The organism is Acidobacteriota bacterium (genome assembly GCA_034211275.1).
Taxonomy (GTDB): Bacteria; Acidobacteriota; Thermoanaerobaculia; order Multivoradales; family JAHZIX01; genus JAGQSE01.
Genome location: JAXHTF010000148.1, coordinates 1 through 17,142 on the forward strand (window position 1 = coordinate 1; position 17,142 = coordinate 17,142).

Annotated in this window: 7 protein-coding genes; 3 read left to right on the plus strand and 4 right to left on the minus strand. The window is 69.3% G+C overall.

Annotated elements, in window-relative coordinates; genetic code table 11:
• Positions 1–1,254 (plus strand): FtsX-like permease family protein (locus SX243_18885; GenBank protein MDY7095045.1); only part of this gene is annotated, 1,254 nt, incomplete at its 5' end.
• Between the two features lie 32 nt (positions 1,255–1,286).
• On the opposite strand, the gene SX243_18890 is transcribed toward SX243_18885, so the two are convergent.
• Together SX243_18890 and SX243_18895 are read right to left on the minus strand one after the other, a co-directional pair.
• The gene (locus SX243_18890; protein ID MDY7095046.1) at positions 1,287–3,371 is read right to left on the minus strand and encodes a hypothetical protein; all 2,085 of its coding nucleotides are present in this window, start codon (positions 3,369–3,371) and stop codon (positions 1,287–1,289) included.
• A 51-nt stretch (positions 3,372–3,422) separates the two neighbouring features.
• Positions 3,423–5,207: a carbamoyltransferase gene (locus SX243_18895; protein ID MDY7095047.1), complete on the minus strand. Its 1,785-nt coding sequence runs from the start codon at positions 5,205–5,207 to the stop codon at positions 3,423–3,425.
• Between the two features lie 125 nt (positions 5,208–5,332).
• On the opposite strand from SX243_18895, the gene SX243_18900 reads away from it, so the two are divergent.
• Together SX243_18900 and SX243_18905 are read left to right on the plus strand one after the other, a co-directional pair.
• Entirely contained in the window at positions 5,333–5,749 is a 417-nt protein-coding gene (locus SX243_18900; GenBank protein MDY7095048.1) for a BlaI/MecI/CopY family transcriptional regulator, read from the plus strand.
• Positions 5,746–7,599 (plus strand): M56 family metallopeptidase, encoded by a 1,854-nt coding sequence (locus SX243_18905; GenBank protein MDY7095049.1) that lies wholly within the window; start codon positions 5,746–5,748, stop codon positions 7,597–7,599. The genes SX243_18900 and SX243_18905 overlap by 4 nt, the downstream gene beginning before the upstream one ends.
• An 89-nt stretch (positions 7,600–7,688) precedes the next feature.
• Here the strand turns inward: SX243_18905 and SX243_18910 are convergent, their stop codons facing one another.
• Positions 7,689–16,121, minus strand: a complete 8,433-nt coding sequence (locus SX243_18910) for an amino acid adenylation domain-containing protein (protein MDY7095050.1) — start codon at positions 16,119–16,121, stop codon at positions 7,689–7,691.
• Positions 16,122–16,186: 65 nt separating this feature from the next.
• Positions 16,187–17,142, minus strand: a 956-nt coding sequence (locus tag SX243_18915; GenBank protein ID MDY7095051.1) for a condensation domain-containing protein, incomplete at its 5' end; no start/stop codon positions are given.

Consider the following 17,142-nt stretch of genomic DNA (forward strand, 5'->3'; position numbering starts at 1 on the left):
CTCGAGATCTCGAGCCGGCGCCTGGACCTGGCCAAGGTCCTGCGGCAGGAGGGCACCCGGGGAGGCGATCACAGCCACCGGACGCGCAACGTCCTGGTGGTCGCCGAGGTCGCCCTGGCGCTGATGCTGGTGGCGGGAACCGGTTTGATGATCAAGAGCTTCGACCGGCTCATCGCCGTCGATCCGGGCTTCGAGCCCGGCGCCCTCACCTTCGGCGTCGCGCTGCCCCGCAGCTCCTACGGCGAGCCGGAGCAGGTCGCCAACTTCTACCGCAACCTCCTCGCCGACTTGCGCACCCGCCCGGGGGTCGAGGCCGTGGGAACGGTGCCTGTGCTGCCCCTCGACGGAGTGTGGTGGAACGGCGACTTCACCATCGAGGGGATGAAACCGTTTCCGGAGGGAGAAGAGCCCAAGGTCCAGCATCTCGAGGTCAGCGCCGGCTATTTCGAGGCCATGGGCATTCCCCTCGTTGAAGGCCGGACCTTCACCGATGCCGACGGAGCCGACGCTCCTCCCGTCACCGTAGTCAACGAGACCTTCGTCCAGCGCTTCCTCGACGGCCGAGAGCCTCTGGGGCTGCAGGTCAAATTCGCCCTGCCCAACCAGGAGGCACCGTGGGTCACCATCGTCGGGGTCAGCCGCGACGTGCGCCAGACCAGCCTGGCACAGGAGGTGCTGCCAGAGGCCTACATCCCGTTGCTGCAGGATCCCCAATCCGCCAATTCCGTGGTCTTGCGCACCAGCGGCGATCCCAAGGCTCTCGTGAGCCAAGCGCGGGAGGCGGTCAGCGCCCTCGACCCGACCCTGCCCATCTTCGACATCCGAACCACCGACGAGTTGGTCACCGGCTCCATCGCCCGCCAGCGCTTCGTGCTGCGGCTGCTGCTCGCGTTCGCGCTGGTGGCGCTGTTCCTGGCGACCCTGGGAATCTACGGCGTCACCGCCTACACCGTGGCCCGGCGCACCCGGGAGATCGGCCTGCGCATGGCCCTGGGAGCGGCCTCCCAACGGGTGGCGGGCTGGGTCCTGTGGCGAACCCTGCGGCTGATCGCCATCGGGGTGGCTCTGGGAGTCGTGGGAGCCGTCGCCGCCGGCCGTTTGCTGTCCAACCAGCTGTACGGAGTCCAGGCGTTGGACCCCGCGGTGATCGCCCTCGTCAGCCTGCTGCTGGCTTTGGTGGGCGCCTTGGCAGCCCTCCTGCCGGCGTGGCGAGCGTCCCGCATCGACCCCCTCGATGCTCTGCGCAGCACCTAGCAGCCCACGGCTTCTCAAGCTCCTCCGGCCCATCAGCCGGTGACCAGCCGCAGGCTGTAGAGCTCGCCGAAGACCGGTAGCAGATTGACCGGGAAGCGCCCCTGCTCCAGCTCATCGGCGGCGCGGTTCAGAGCCTCTACTGCATCGGCGACCCCAGCGTTCCACAGCAGGGCCAGCTCTCCAACCCCCGGCGAGAGCCCGTGGGCGGCGAGGGCCAACCGCCAGCTGCGCCACTCCCCGCCGGTCTCCAGCTTTGCGATCACCTCGCCGTCGAGCCTTACCTGCACCCGGCCCTGGCGTGGCGTGCGCAGGGTGAGCTCGAGGACGGGCTCGGCACCGGCATCGTCCACCACCAAGGGGAAGGTTGATCGGCTGGTATGGGCGCGGAAAAAGCGGGGGGTTCCCTCCTTGCTCTTCCAGTTGCGCTCGCGGTCGTCCCAAGATTCGGCGAAGTAGGCGTCCAATAGATCGACCGGCCGTCCCGGCCGTAGCCCGACCTCGCTGCGGCGGAGCTCCAGCAGAGATTGCTCGGCGCTCCACCCCTGCTCCTCGAGGGCCGTGGCCATGGCCCCCAGCAGCACCCCATCGAAGAGCTTGAGATGGGTCTTGGCGATGTAGCGCTGGAGCGAGAAGTCCGGCAGCTTCGCCAGGCGCTCGGCGCTCGTGCACATCCACACCGGCGCCCGGCGGGTTTGCAGGTCCAGGTACAGCTGCATGACCTCCTTCATGGCGCCGGACGCTGCGAGGGCTCGCCGACAGTGGTGCAGCACCACATCCTGGCGCTGTCCCCAATGGGCGGAGTGGATGGCGGCACCGAAGTGAGCCTGGGCTACGATCTCCGCCGCCGGCAGGTATTCGTCACCAGCGAGCTCTTCTGGAGCCAAATTGCCACCCAGCAGCTCCGCCGCCGCCGCCCGGGCGGCGGCCGCCATGGCGATCCGGATTCCGAGATCGGTCAGATGCACGTAGTCGGCAAACAGACCCCGGCCGGGGATCCCGTCCGCGCCGGCGCGCCGGAACTCCGCCGGCAAATCCACCACGGTGACGGGGCCGTCCGGCGGCAACGCCCGAAGCCGCTCTTGGATCAGCGATAGGGGGCGGGGCGAGGGGAACGTACCGTCCCAGATGCGCGCGTCCCGGCCCCGCTCGAAGAATTCCAAGGCTTTTTCCGGCTCGCCCCGCCGGGCCGCCACCTCCGCCAGCAGAGCCTGGGCTACGGCGGAAGTGCCGGCGTCGAGCTCGGCCATCCGGCGCGCCTTCTCCTCGGCCAGGTCGAGATTTCCATCGCCGAACGCCTCCAAGGCCTCCCCCCGCAGCCGCTCCCAGGCCTCGTTGGCCCCCGCCTCGGCGAGCCAGGGAGCGAGCCCCGAGCGGTCGTCCCGCCAATCTCCCAGATTGAACTCCGGCACCAGATAGACACAGCCAACGCCCTGCGCCCCGAAAACCCGGGCGACCCGCTCCAAGTGCCGATCCACCAATTCCCCGGTGGCCTCCTCCAGCACTTGCCGCATGCCCGGCACCCCGCTCCGTCGCAGCGCCTGGGCCGCCCGCTGACGGCCCTCCAGGTCCGCCAGCAGAGGCTCCCGGGCAGCTCGCACCCAATTGTTGCTGCCCAGGATCACCACCAGATCGGGCTCCAGCAGCAAGACCGGCTCGAGCAGACCCTCGATACCTTCCAGGTCGAGATCCGTGCGCGCCAGGTCGAGCACCTCGACGCCGTCTCCGATGCCCGCCCGGGAGAGCATCTGCTCCAAAACCTTGGCGGGGGTGTAGGCGGGCTCGTAGAACCAGCCCCGGGCCACCGACTCCCCCAGCAGCACCACCCGCTTCGCTCTTCCCCGGGCCCCGATGACCGGCAAGTCCGCCCACAGAGGCCACTCCTTGGAACGCTCGGGCATGCGCTCGAAGACCCGGCCTTCCGAGGCGTCCCGGGCCCTCCAGATGCCCACCGTTCCATTCTCCGACTTCGGGCGCTCTTGGGCTTCCGGAGCCCCGGCGCCGTTTAACAGGTCCAGACGCCGTAGCAGGCGCAGCCCGTCGGCCCCCTCGCCGCCGCTCAGCCGCTCGGCGGTCTCCTGAGCCAGGGCCTTGATCGCTTCCGTTCGTGGGTCGTGCATCGTCGTTTCTCCCAACCTTCCGCGAGCCGTGAGAACCCGCGCTTCAGGCTCCTAGAACAGGGTGTAGACCTCGTGGGTGATGGCGCTCTCGGCGGGCGCGTCCTCCAGCTCCAGAAACGGCTCCCAAAGCGGCGGCATGGCGTCGCGATCGAGGACGAAATCCTCCAAGACAAGGGTGTCGATGCGCGAACGGATGAAGGTCCGTAGCGCGTCCACAGGAGTGCACACGATGGGTTCTCCGCGCAGGTTGAACGAGGTGTTGAGCAGGATCGGGCAACCCGTGCGCCGGGCGAAGCGCTCGATGAGGGCGGCGAACCGCGGGCTGTGACGGGACTCTACGGTCTGCACCCGCGCCGAGCCGTCCACGTGAGTGATGGCCGGCAGGTGCAGGGGCGAGCTCACCTGGCAGGTTTCGAGCATGAAGGGCGAGGGATGGTCGAGCTCGAAATGTTCCGTCATACGGTCCAACAGCACCGCCGGAGCGAAGGGCCGGAAGGCCTCCCGCTTCTTGACCAGGGCGTTGATGCGGTCGCGCATCTCGGGGCCTCGGGGGTCGGCGAGAATCGACCGCGAGCCCAAAGCCCGGGGCCCGAACTCCATCCGCCCGTGGAACCAGCCGACGACCTTGCCGGCGGCCAGGCGCTCCGCCACCGCTTCCAGCAGAGCCTCCTCGTCGCCGCGGAAGTCCAAGGCCTCGACGTCGCCGGCGGCGAGCAGCTCGGCGACCTCGGTGGACTCGTAGCGCGGCCCCAGAAAGACGTGGGCCATGCGCTCCCTCGTCGCCGGCAACTCGCCGCCGCGCCGCACGTGGGAGAGCATCGCCGCCCCCAGAGCTCCCCCGGAATCGCTCGCCGCCGGCTGCACGAAGAGGCGTTCGAAGGGACCTTCCCGCAGCAGCCGGCCGTTGGCCACGCAGTTCAGCGCCACCCCACCGGCCATGCACAGATTTTCGCTCCCCACCCGCTGGTGGAGGTACCGCACCTTGCGCAACAAAAGCTCTTCCAAAAGCACTTGCAGACTGCGGGCGACGTCCTTGTGGAATTGCTCGATCTCCGACTCGGGACGGCGTGGCGGACGGCCGAAGAGCTCGACCAATCGATCCGAGTACATGCGCTCGGCGCCGATGAAATCGAAGTACTCCAGCCTCAGCCGGTACTGGCCGTCGGAGCCGGGATCCACCAGCCGCTGCATCTGGCGCACGAACCGGGGCCGGCCGTAGGGCGCCAAACCCATGACCTTGAACTCCCCGGAGTTGACCTTGAAGCCCAGGTACGCGGTGATGGTGCTGTACAGCATGCCGACGGAATCGGGGAAGTGCACCTCCTCGAGCAGCTCCAACACCGTCCCCGCCCCGCGGCCGTAGGTGGTCGTCGCCCACTCGCCGACGCCGTCCACGGTGAGGATGGCGGCATCCTCGAAGCCGGAGAAATAGAAGGCGCTGGCGGCGTGGCTCTGATGGTGGTCGAAGCGATCCACCGGACCCTCCCAGCCGAGCTCCTGGCGCAGCTGCCGCTCGACCTCTCCGGGCTCGAGGCGCGACAACAGAGACTTCCGCCCGGCCTCCGGCAGCGAGGGGTGCAGCGCCATCCACAGCTGGCGCCCGAGCTTCTTGACCGGGTCCTCGTAGTAGGCGACGGCGTCGAGATCGTCGAGGGACAGCCCGGCGCTTTCGAGGCAAAAGCGAAAGGCCCGCCAGGGCAGCCCGGGGTCGTGCTTGCAGCGGGAGAATCGCTCCTCCTCCACCGCGGAGACCACCTCGCCGTCCCGCAGCAGGCAACAGGCGGAATCGTGGAAGAAGGCGGAGATTCCCAGGATGTTGAGACCGTTCTTCGTCATCGTGACCTCATTTCAGAACACACCCCATCAACAGAAGTACGAAGATTTTCCTTGACGTACGAAGAGTTTCGTATATGATCCTCCTCGACGACCCACAAACCCCTTCCCGACAGCGAGAGATAGCTTTGAGCCAAGCCCACGACAACCCCGACCGCTCCTCTGCCCCGCCCCCTCCTCGGCCCACCGGGGCGGAGCTCGAGATCCTGCGCGCCCTCTGGGACCGCGGCCCGAGCACGGTGCGAGAAGTCCACGATCACCTGTCCGCTGACCGCGCGGTGGGTTACAGCACGGTCCTCAAGCTGCTCCAGATCATGCTGGGGAAGGGCTTGGTGACCCGCAACGAACGATTTCGCAGCCATGTCTACAAGGCCTCCAGCCCGGCGGAGCGGACCCAGCGGCAGCTGGTGGACCACCTGCTGGACGCGGCCTTCGGGGGCTCCGCGAGCCAGTTGGTGATGCGAGCCCTTTCCGACCGCCCCACGTCCTCGGAGGAGCTGGAGGAGATCCGCCGGCTGCTCGACGACATCGAAGGAGAACGATGATGAATCTGGCAAGTCTTCTCAGTGCGGAGACCGTTCAACCCCTGGGTTGGACCTTGGTCCACTTTCTCTGGCAAGGCTCGGTGCTCGCCCTGCTCCTGGCCGTCGTCCTGCGCACCGTGGCAAAGGCGAGCGCCCAAGCGCGCTACGTCGCGGCAGGCGTCACGCTGCTGCTGATGCTGGCGGCACCGGTGCTGACCTTCTTCCAGCTCTCGGGCCACGAGTCTGCGGCGGCGGTCGCCGGACCTGTGCAGGCGGATCAGGTCGCCACGGCAGCGCCCGGGGCCTCCCAGGCGCTCTCTCTCGATCCCGCCGCAGCCGCTTCCTGGAGCTCCGCCGGCGACTGGCTTGCCGGTTGGATTCCCGCCGTCGTGGTGCTGTGGACCTTGGGGGCCTCGCTGCTGCTGCTGCGGCTGCTCGGCGGTTGGTGGGGCACCCGCAGCCTGCGCCGGCGCGCCATCAGTCCGGCTCCGGCGGGCCTGATCCGCTGCGCCGAGGAGCTGCGGGATGCCATGGGGATTCGCCGCCAGGTCCGGCTGCTGCAATCGAGCCGGGTGGACGTGATGACCGTGGTGGGCTGGCTGAGCCCGGTGATCCTGGTGCCGGCCAGCAGCGTCACCGGTCTCTCGACGCCTCAGCTGCGCGCCATCCTCGCCCACGAGCTGGCCCACATCCGGCGCCACGACGTGCTGGTCAACGGGCTGCAACGGATCGCGGAAACCTTGCTCTTCTACCATCCGGCGGTGTGGTGGACCTCCAACCTGCTGCGCACCGAGCGCGAGAATCTGTGCGACGACGCGGCAGTGGAGGTCAGCGGAGACCCTCTGGGCTACGCCCGGGCCCTGGCCACCCTGGAGGGTTTGCGCAGGACCGGCGAGCTGGCCATGGCGGCCAACGGCGGCACCCTGCTGGCGCGGGTGCGCCGGCTGCTGCAACCCGGCTACCGGCCCACGAACAACGTCTCGCTGCCGGCCCTTCTCATCGCCGGCACCACCGTCGCCTTCGCCCTCATCGTTCCCGCCCTCGCCGCGCCGGAGGCCGCCGCGGCCCCGAGCGCCCGGAGCGAGCAGGTCCGGGCCTCGATCTATCAGCAGATCGAAGACGCCCGCAGCCGCGGTGAGCTGAACGCCGACGCCATGGTCCAGGAGGCCCTGCCCAACCTGCGCAGCTCCGTCGCCGACACCCGCGAGCAGGGCGCCTGGGTCCTCGGACAGGTGGGTGATGAACGCTCCGTCGAGCCGCTGCTGGCGATGACCGGCGATCCCGATGCGGGAGTCCGCGAAATGGTCGCCTGGGCCCTCGGCCGAGTGGGCGACGAACGCTCCGTCAAGCCGCTCCTCGAGCTGCTCGAAGACTCCTCTGCCAGCGTTCGCGCCAAGGCCGCCTGGGCTCTCGGCCTGCGCGGCGACCAGCGCGCCGTCAACGGTCTGCGCGCCGCCGCCGAGGATGCCTCCGACGACGTGCGCGAGCAGGCGGTGTGGGCGCTGTGCCTGGTGGCCGACGAGGGAGAGTCGAGGAGCTTCGAAGGAGCTCTCCTGGACGCCTCCCCGGAGGTTCGCCGACGGGGCGCCTGGGCCCTCGGCTTGCACGGCACCGGAGACTCGCTGCCGGCCCTCGAGCAGAGCCTCTCCGACTCCTCCGCCATCGTCCGCGAGCAGGTGGTCTGGGCGCTGGGCATGATCGGCGACCCGAGGGCCACGGAGGTCCTGCGAGGGGCGGCTCAGGACGATTCCAGCGAGCCGGTGCGGAGCCGTGCCGCCTGGGCTCTGGACCGCCTCCAGCGGGGGCCGGAGCCGGCGGACGAGGCCACCGGCCAGCCCTTCGACTTCTTCGACCCCAACGGACGCCGCTGACCGCCGCCGGGTCGGTCGGCCCCTTCTCTGATCGAACGAAAAGCGACCGCCGGTGCTTCGGCACCGGCGGCTTTGTTTGGATCTCGGCCTCACGACGGATCTCCCGGAGATCCCTGCGCCAGCAGCCGCCGGAGCTCGGCGGCCAGAGTCTCGACATGAGGCGAGCGCAGCATGGTGTCGTGATTGCCGGGAACGTCCACCACCTCCACACGCCGCGCCCAGCGGCTCCAGCCGTAGTCTTCTCCCAGATCTTCTTCTCGCCGCTCCCGAGCCCGGAACAACACCACCGAGCCGTCGAGCTCCCCGCGCTGCCAGCCGACACCGGCGCGCAGATTGGCCTTGCGCACCTCGAATAGCCGGCCCACCCGGTCCAAGGAGTAGCCCCGGGGCAGCAATCCTGCCTCCTGGGCCCGCTCGACGGCATAGGCCAACTGTTGTCGGACGTCGCCCTGAGCCTCCAGCTCCGCCGGAGGAATCGGTAATTCCTCACCGAGATAGTCCTGGAGCAGGGCCTGGTCGTCGACCTCGAAGTCCCCCTCCCGCAGCGCGGTGTCGAAGAGGGCGACCCACTCGGCGGAATCCCCCGCCGCCGCCAACTGACGCGCCATCTCGAACGCCACCAAACCGCCGAAGGACCATCCGGCGAGGCGATAGGGCCCCTGCGGCTGAACCCGCCGTATGGCTGCGAGATAGGTCTCGGCCATCTCCGTCAGGCTCTCGATAGGGGTTTCCCCCTCTTCCCTACCCCGCGCTTCGAGCCCGTAGAGCGGCTGGTCATCCCCCAGGCGATAGGCCAGATCGACGTAGCACAGCACGTTGCCGCCGCCGGGATGGATACAAAAGACCGGCCGCTGAGTGCCCTGCGGGGAGATCGCCGCCAGCGGGCTCCACGGTTCTTCGCCCTGGGAGCGATCCCCGCGGGCCTGCTCCACCCGTTGCGCCAGAGCCTCGACGGAGGAGGCTTCGAGCAGGGTGCTCAGGGGCAGGTCGACCCGCAAGGCCGAGCGCACCCGGGCCAGCAGGCCGAGGGCCAACAACGAGTGACCGCCGAGCTCGAAGAAGCTCTGCCGGATCCCGATGGGCCCGTAGCCGAAGAGATCCTCGAAGATGCGCACCAGGGTCAGCTCGGTGGGATTGCGCGGTGCCACGAAGCTATCGATGCGCCGTCCGTGGCCGGCCTGCCGAAGCTCCTGAAGATCCACCGCTCCCATGCTGTCGAGCGGCAGGCGCTCGACCTCGACGAAGCCCGCGGGCATCCAATCCGGCGGCAGATAGCCGGCGAGGAAGGTCCGCAGCTTCGCCGCGTCCAGCGCGTCCCGGCCGGCCACGAAGGCGACCCCGCGCTCCGCTTCCCCGTCGAGGGGTTCGACCCCCGCCCACAGGACTTCCGGGCGCCGCCGCAGCAGCGCCGCCACCTCGTCGAAGCGGTGCCGGGACTCCGTCGGGCCGAAGGGAGAGAGCCCGCCGCCGAGCTCCTCGACGACACCACCGGGCAACCGGCGCCCGCTACGGCCGGTACGGAGCAAGCCCAGGAGAGGCGCCGGGTCGTCCAGCGCCGTCGGCAGATCGGCCCCCGACAACACGATCTCGCCCCGCACCCCGGGCACGGTGGGGCGCAGTTGCTCGTCCACCACCCGCAGGCTCGGAGCCTCCAGGTCCGCCGGAGGAACCGGAGCACCGTCGCGATATTCCTGGGCGCAGGGCAGCTCCGCATCGACCCGCCACACCGAGGCCCCCGACGCCTCCAGCTCACGGACCAGCCCCACCGCCGGGGCCTCGCCCCGGCACAGGGCCCGGAAGCCGGCAGGCAACGCTCTCCCGCCGCGCAGGATCTCTACCCAACGGCCGGCGGTCGCCGCCCGAGCGGTGACGTCGTCGCTCCAGGCATCTTTTTCGGCGGACGGCAAGCGCAGAGCACAGCCCGCGAAGAGCGCCAAGAGTACGTCCCAGAGCACGGCCTCGGCAGAGGAATTCCCTTCCGGCTCCAGCCCCAGCACATCGTCCCGGCGCAGCGGAGTGGAGAGAGCGCGCAGGCGGCTCGCCAGCGCCTGGCGGGAGAAGAGCACCGGCCGGCGGGCCCGCAGGCGGACCACCAGCGCTCCGGCCCGACCGGAGATCCCGGGCAGCTCACCGCGCTCTTCCTTCGACGCAAGAACCTCGGCCAACGAGAGCTCAGAGGCCGACGACGAGCCGCCGCGCACCGCGAGATCTGCCGTCAATAGGAAATTCTTCACCAAGAAATCGGCGGCCACCGGCGCCTCGGTGTGAGGGTCGATGGGGATCAGGGTGCCGCCGACGGCCAGCACTCCCAGCACCAGCGCCGGCAGCAGCGGCTGATCCGAAGCGACGGTCACCGCCACCCGCGAGCCCTCGGTGACGCCGGCATCCCGCAGAGCCCAGGCGATGGCCCGGGAGCGCTCTGCGACCTGAGCTCCCGAAAGCGCCTCGGTGCCTGAATCAACCGGGCCGCGAACCCGATCCGCCGAGCCGGCCCAGGCCTCGCCGAAGCGCGCCAGAGGATCGTCGCCAGCGGCAGGACCGGGCACGCCGGGAAGGCCCCGAGCCGCTACCGGGCCACCCTCGGGCTCCAGGACGAGCTCCTGGAGCTTCGGATCCTCGCCGGCGGCCAGCCCTTCGAGCAGCGCTCCGAGATGATCGATCATGCGCCCGGCGCTGCCTTCGTCGAAACGGCGGGAATCGTAGAAGAGGCGAAGAATCAGCGGTCTGGCCCGGCCGATGCCGAGGGTCAGGGCATAGTTGGTCTCCAGCCGGGAGCGGTAATCCTCGATGCGCAGGCTGCGCGAGGTGAGCTCGCCGCCGACGTCGCCGATGGGGTAGTTCTGGAACAGCACGAGGACCTCGAAGAGCCGTTGGCCGGGGCTCAATCCGCTCCACGCCTGGATGTCGGAGGGGGAGCTGTATTCGAAGCGGCGCAGCTCCACCAGCTGGTCCTGCACCTCGCGGAACCACTCGCTGGCCGGCCGCTCTTCGTCGACCTCCAAACAGACGGGAAGGTTGTTGACGAACATGCCGAGCATGGCGTCGGCTCCCTCCAGATCCGTCGGCCGGCCGGCAACGGTGATGCCGTGGACCACTCGCCGGCGTCCGCTGTAGCGCGACGCCAGGATCGCCCAGGTGCCCTGGACCAAAGAGTTCAGGGTCAGGCCGTGGCGGCGGGCGAAGCTCTCCAGCCCATCGCTGGCGGTCTCGTCGAGCTCGGCGTCGACCCAGCGATAGCGTTCCCCGTCCCGGGCGCCGGTCTCCAGACGATCCACCGCCAAGTCGGTGCGACCCTCGAGGCCGCCGACGGTCCGCGTCCAAAAAGACTGCGCTTCGTCCTGATTTTGCTCCTGGAGCCAGGCGACGTACTCGCGGAAAGGCCTGCGCTGGGGCAGCTCGGGCTTGTCGCCGCGGCGGAAGGCGTCGTAGAGGGCGAACACCTCGTCGAGCACCAGCCCCCGGCACCAGCCGTCGAGGATCAGGTGGTGATAGCTCCAGACGAATTGGTGGCGCTCCGGCGCCAGCCGGATCAGCGCGACGCGCATCAGCGGCGCCCGTTCCAGGGAGAAGCCGCGGCGGCGGTCGCTACGCAGGAGCTCCTCCAGCCGCCCTTCCTGAGCCGGGCCGTCGAGATCGCTCCAATCGTGGTGCGCGACCGACAGCTCGACCCGGCGCTGGACGCATTGGAGAGGATGGGGCACGCCGTCGGTGAGAATCGAAGTGCGCAGGATGGGATGGCGCTCGATCACCCGCTGCCAGGTGCGGTCGAAGGCGTCGACGTCCAGCGGACCGGCGAGGGTCGACACCGATTGTTCGAAGCCGACGTTGGAATCGGGAGCCGAGAGCGCGTGATAGAGCAGGCTCTCCTGGAGCGGGGTCAGCGGATAGAGGTCCTCGAGATCCGGCCGGACTCCCTTCTCCGGGCCGCCCACCATCGCCTCGACCTGCTGCAACTGGTTCCAGTCCAGACCGGCGAGGGGAAAGTCGGAGGGGGTGAAGGCGCCCGCCCCGGGGTCCAAACAGTGGTTGACCAATTCTTCGAGGCATTGGAGGAAGCGCTCCATGACCTCTTCGATGGTGTTGCGCCGGTAGAGATCCTGGCTGAAGGTCCAGCGCACCTGCAGGCTGTCCGCCACCACGCTGATGCCGAGGTCGAGATGGCGGCTGCGGCGCTCCGTAGGAGACGATTCCTCGGCCGGCCTCTCGCGAGCGACGCGCAACGATCCGGCGCTGTCGAGGATGCGATCCAGCTGCCCCAGATAGTTGAAGCCCAGGGTCGGCTCGGGCAGGCCCTCGAGGGTCTCGACGGTGTGGGCATCCTGGCTCAGATAGCGCAGGATGCCGAATCCGATGCCGCCCTTGGGCACCCGCCGCAGGCTCTCCTTGACCTTCACCAAAGCGGTCCCCGGGGGATCGTCGGCGACCGCCGGCAGGCAGACCGGATAGTGGGTGGTGAACCAACCCAGGGTGCGCGAGTGATCGACCTCGTCGAAGAGATCTTCCCGGCCGTGGCCCTCGAGCTCCACCAGCAGCTCGCGGCCATCGATGCGCGGTCCCAACGCCCGTGCCACGGCGGTGAGCAGTACCTCGTCGATGCGCGTACCGTAGGCCTTCGGCACCTCCTGCAACAAGGCCTGGGTGACCTCCTTGGAGACCGCTCTCCCCACCGCGCTGGCGGAAGCCATGGTGTTCGCCCCGTCCCCATCCGGAGGCAAGTCCGGCGGCAATCCCGCCGCCGCCGATCTCGGCAGCTCGAGCCAGAAATCCCGCTGAGCCTCCATGGCCGGCGCGTCCGCCAACTTTTCCAGGCGCTCCGCCCACTCCTTGTAGGAAGTCGTCTTGGACGGCAGCTGAGGCGTCTCACCGGCGCTCAGCCGCTGATAGAAGGCCTGGAAGTCCTCCAATAGGATGCGCCAGGAAACACCGTCGACGACCAGGTGGTGAACGATGAGGAGCAGGCGGCTTTGGGCGGGGGTCGCCCCGGCGAACCAGACCACCCGCAGCAGCGGCGCGGCTTCCAAGTCGAAGCTCCCCTGGGCGCTGCGGGCGGCATTCTGCAGCGCCTCGTGCCAGGCCTCTCCTTCGAGCCCCTGGAGATCCACCACGCGCACCGGCGCCTCGGCCTGCCCCGGGGGCTCGAAGCGCTGAACCCGCCGTCCATCCTGCAGCGGGAAGGACGTGCGCAGCGCATCGTGGTGGTCGACCAGCAGCGCCACGGCGCGGCGGAGCGCCGCCAGGTCCATCTCCTGGTCGCCGAGCTCGAAGAGAAAGCTCTGGTTCCACCAATGGGGATAGAGGAAGCCGAAGCCGAAGAACCAACTCTGGATCGGGGTCAGGGGGGCCAAACCGGTGACCGCGGCCTTGGCCTCGGCGGGTCGGGCCTTGCCCACCTGGGGCGCCAGCTCGGCGATGGTCTGGTGGCGGAAGAGCAGCTGGGGCGTCATGCTGAAGCCGGCGCGATTGCTCTGCCCCACCGCTTGGATCGCCAGGATCGAATCCCCGCCCATGCTGAAAAAGCCGTCGTGAATCCCCACCCGCGGCACGCCCAGGACCTTGGCCCAGATCTCCGCCAGCGCGGCTTCGGTGTCGTCCCGGGGCGGCACGTACTCCGACTTGGCCGCCGCCTCCTCGGGAACCGGCAGAGCGCTACGATCGACCTTGCCGTTGGCGTTGAGAGGCAGCTGCGGCAGGAGGACGAAGGCCGCCGGGACCATATACTCCGGCAGCCGCCGGGCGAGCTCCTGGCGCAGGGCCTCGGCGGAGGGGCTTCGGCCCTCGCGAGGTACCGCGTAGGCCACCAGCCGGGAACCCTGCCCGTCGTCCCGCACCACGGCCACCGCCTCCCGCAGCTCTTCCACGCCGCGCAGGGCCGTCTCGATCTCGCCCAGCTCGATGCGGAATCCCCGCAGCTTGACCTGGTGGTCGACACGGCCGTGGAACTCCAAACCGTTCGGCCCCACCCGGACCCGGTCCCCGCTACGGTACAGCCGCGCGCCGGAAAGCCCGCTTAAGGCATCGGGGACGAAGCGCTCAGCGGTGGTGGCGGGAGCGTTCAAATAGCCTCGGGCCACCCCCGCGCCACCGATGCACAATTCCCCCAGCACTCCCAGAGGGACCTGCTTTCCCCGCCGGTCGAGCACCCAGGCCGTGGCGTTGGCCAGCGGCCGGCCCAGGGGAATCGGTGAGGCGGCCTCCCCTCGGTCCCCGGGGATTGCCTCCGGTACCTCCCCGGCGGTCGCTCCCACTGTGGTCTCGGTGGGGCCATAGTGGTTGACCACCCGCAATCCGGGCACCAGCCCGCGGGAGCGAGCCACTAGCTCGGGGTCGCAGGCCTCGCCGCCCAGGACCAGCAGCCGTGCAGGGAGGGTGCATTCCGGCGCCTCCCCGGACATCAGGGCCTTGAGATGGGAGGGGACGATCTTCAATCCCTCCACCGGTTTCCCGAAGGAGGCCGCGGCCATGGCGTCACCGAAGGCCGCCGGATCGGCGGCGGCCTGCGCCGAGCAGACGGTGACGGTGCCGCCACGGCAGAGCGCCGGGAATAGAGCCGTATGTCCGAGATCCGCCGCAAAGGTGGAAGCCACCGCCCAATGCTCGACCTCCTCGAGATCCACCCGTCGCTCGAAGGCGGCCACGTAGCTCGCCAGCTGGCCGTGCTCCACCATCACCCCCTTGGGCTCGCCGGTGGAGCCCGAGGTGAAGAGCACGTAGGCGAGCTGATGGGGTGACGGGAGGTCGAAGTCCGGGCTTTCTTCGTCGAGCTCCGGATCCGTCATCGACTCCACCGCTAGCTCGTTCACCCCCTCGGGGGCCGATACCGTCGTGGCCTCCGAAGCCACCAGCCACGAGGCTCCCGCCCGCCTCAGCAGCTCCTCGATGCGACTCGCCGGCAAGGCCGGGTCCAGCGGAAGGTAGGAATGGCCGGCCCGCCAGACCGCCAGCAGGGCCGCGACGAAACCGCCACCCCGCTCCAGCAGCAGCCCCACCGGTTCCTCGCGGGGCCGGCCGGCAGCGCGCAACGCCGCCGCGAGCCTGCCCGAGCGACGCCAGAGCTCGGCGTAGGTCCAGCTCCCCTCGTCGCTGATCAACGCCGTCCGATCCCCGTGCGCCTCGACCTGCTCCGCGATCCGTCCCAGGACTCCCGGAGCTCCGCCGGCGCAGGGACCTTGGACCTCGAAGGGCAGGCCCGCCAGCGCCGCCAGCTCGGTCGCCTCCTGTTCCAGGACCAGACCGAGATCCGCCAACGGCAGATTCCAATCCTCCGCCAGCGCCGCCAGGGCCCGGGACAGGCGTTCCGCCAAGGTCGTGATCCAGGCTTCGGGAACCCGTTGTCGGTCGAAGACGAGGTCCAGGATCAGCTCCTCTCCTCGCTCCGTCGCCATCAGCGCCACCGGTGCTGCTTCACTCCAGCTGTAGCGATCCACCGGCTCGAAGCGAAGCGGCCCGACCTCCCGAGCCGGCGCCAAGGAACTGAACTCGAAACGCCACGGATCATCCTCCGAAAGGGCCTCGGAATCGGCCGCGGAATCCGGCAGGGCATACTCCTGCCAGCGGGCGATCTGGCCCACCCGATCATCGAGCTGCTCCACCAGGCCGCCCAGGGTCAGTCCCGCGGTGGCCTGGACCACCACCGGCAGATGCTTGGCGAAGACTCCCACCGACGACTCCAGATCCTCGAAGGGGCGGTTGTCGAAGCGCCGGTGGAGCGCCAGGCGCTCATGACCGGTGAGCCGGAGCAGAACGGCGGCCCAGGCGGCGAAGACCAGAGCCTCGAGCTCGACCCCGTGCTCCTGGGCAACACGGCGCAGCGGAGCCAGCTGCGGCGCGTCGAGCTCGGCCCGATGAACTTCGATCTTGAGCCGGCCCCGATAATTGGCGGCCCCGATCTCGGGAAAGCGCGGCGTCGCCCCTTCCGCCTCCTGCTGCCAGCGCTGCCAGCGGCCGCGAGCCTCGGCGGCCTCCTCGTCGTCCGCCTCCGCCAGCTCGTCTTGCCAGTCGGAGAACTCCACGTATTGCAGCGGATCCTCGTCCGTCGCTCCGGACAAGCGGTCTTGGTAGGCCTCGGCGAGCTCATAGAGGACCAGCTGCAGGCTGCGAACATCTGCCCCGAGACTGGGTAGGGCGATGAGCAGCAAATGAAGGTCTCCGGGACCGCGCAGGAGCGTCGCCCACACCACCGGCCCCATCTCCAGATCGAAGGGCCGGCGGCGCAGCCGGCGCAGCTCCTCGGCGGCAAGCTCCCGGGTCGGCGGCTCGTCGAGGGCGCGCTCCTGGAAGCGCAACTCCGGCTCGTCCAGCGGAGTCTGGATCGGCAGCTTCATACCCGGCCGGTGGTGGTAGGTGGTGCGCAAGGACTCGTGCCGTGCGATCACCTGCCGGAAGGCCCGTTCGAGGCGCTCACCGTCCACGGGCCCATGAATCAGGACGGCCTCCTGGACGCAGAAGGCCGGGCTCTGCCCGCGCTGCCCCCAGAGTCGCCGCTGCTGGATCGAAAGTCGGAATCCTTGAAGAGTCGTGGTCATCGGTTTACTGCCTATCCTCGTGGTCAATCCTCTGCGTTCAAATCATTCCAGCTCAAAGAGAAAGCTCAGCTTCCGGACTGCTTTACCTGGCCAGCTTCGCCGTGTCGGCGGCGGCGGGAACGCAGCCGCTCGGCGCTCCGCCGTGGCCGTTGGTCCGACTCGGCTTCGAGCTCGAATTTCGACAACGGGGCGTTGGGACGCTCGACCACCTGCTGCACGAGATGGCGATAACGGTCCAGGAGCCGCTGAACCGTCTTCGCCTCGAAGAGGTCGGTGTCGTAAGTCCATTTGCTGGCCAAGCCGCCGGGGGAGTCGCGAAAGAAGACCGCCAGATCGAATTTGCTCACCGCCGACTCGATACCCAGGGGCCGGAGGGAAAGATCCGCCACCTCGGCGCTGCTGCGCGGAGTGTTCTGGAGCACGAAGAGGACCTGGAACAGCGGCGTCCGCGCCGGGTCCCGGCGCACCCCCAGGTCCTGCACCACCCTCTCGAAGGGCACCTGCTGGTGCGCGAAGGCGTCCAACGTCACCTCCCGCACTCGCCCCAAGAGCTCCCGGAAGCTCGGGTTGCCGCCGGCATCGACCCGCAGCACCAGGTTGTTGACGAAAAAGCCGATGAGTCCCTCCAGCTCCCTGCGATCCCGTCCCGCGACGTCGGTTCCCACGGCCAGGTCGGTGACGCCGGTCCGCCGATGGATCAGCAGTGCGAAGATCGCCAGCAGGGTCATGAACAGGGTGGCCCCCTCGCTCCGACCCAAGGCTTCGAGGGAACGGGCCGACGAGGCGTCGAGCTCGGTGTAGAGATCGGCGCCTCGGAAGCGGCGCGTCTCCCCCCGGGGGTGGTCCGGCGCAACCAGGGGCTCGTCGGGCAGCGCCGCCAGCTGCCGCCGCCAGAACTCCCGCTGCTCCGCCATGGCCTGCTGCACCGCCTCCGACTTCTGCCAGGCGGCGTAGTCGGCGTATTGCACGGGCAGGGGCGGCAACGGGTCCGAGTTGCCGGCTAGTGCTGCCCGGTATAGGG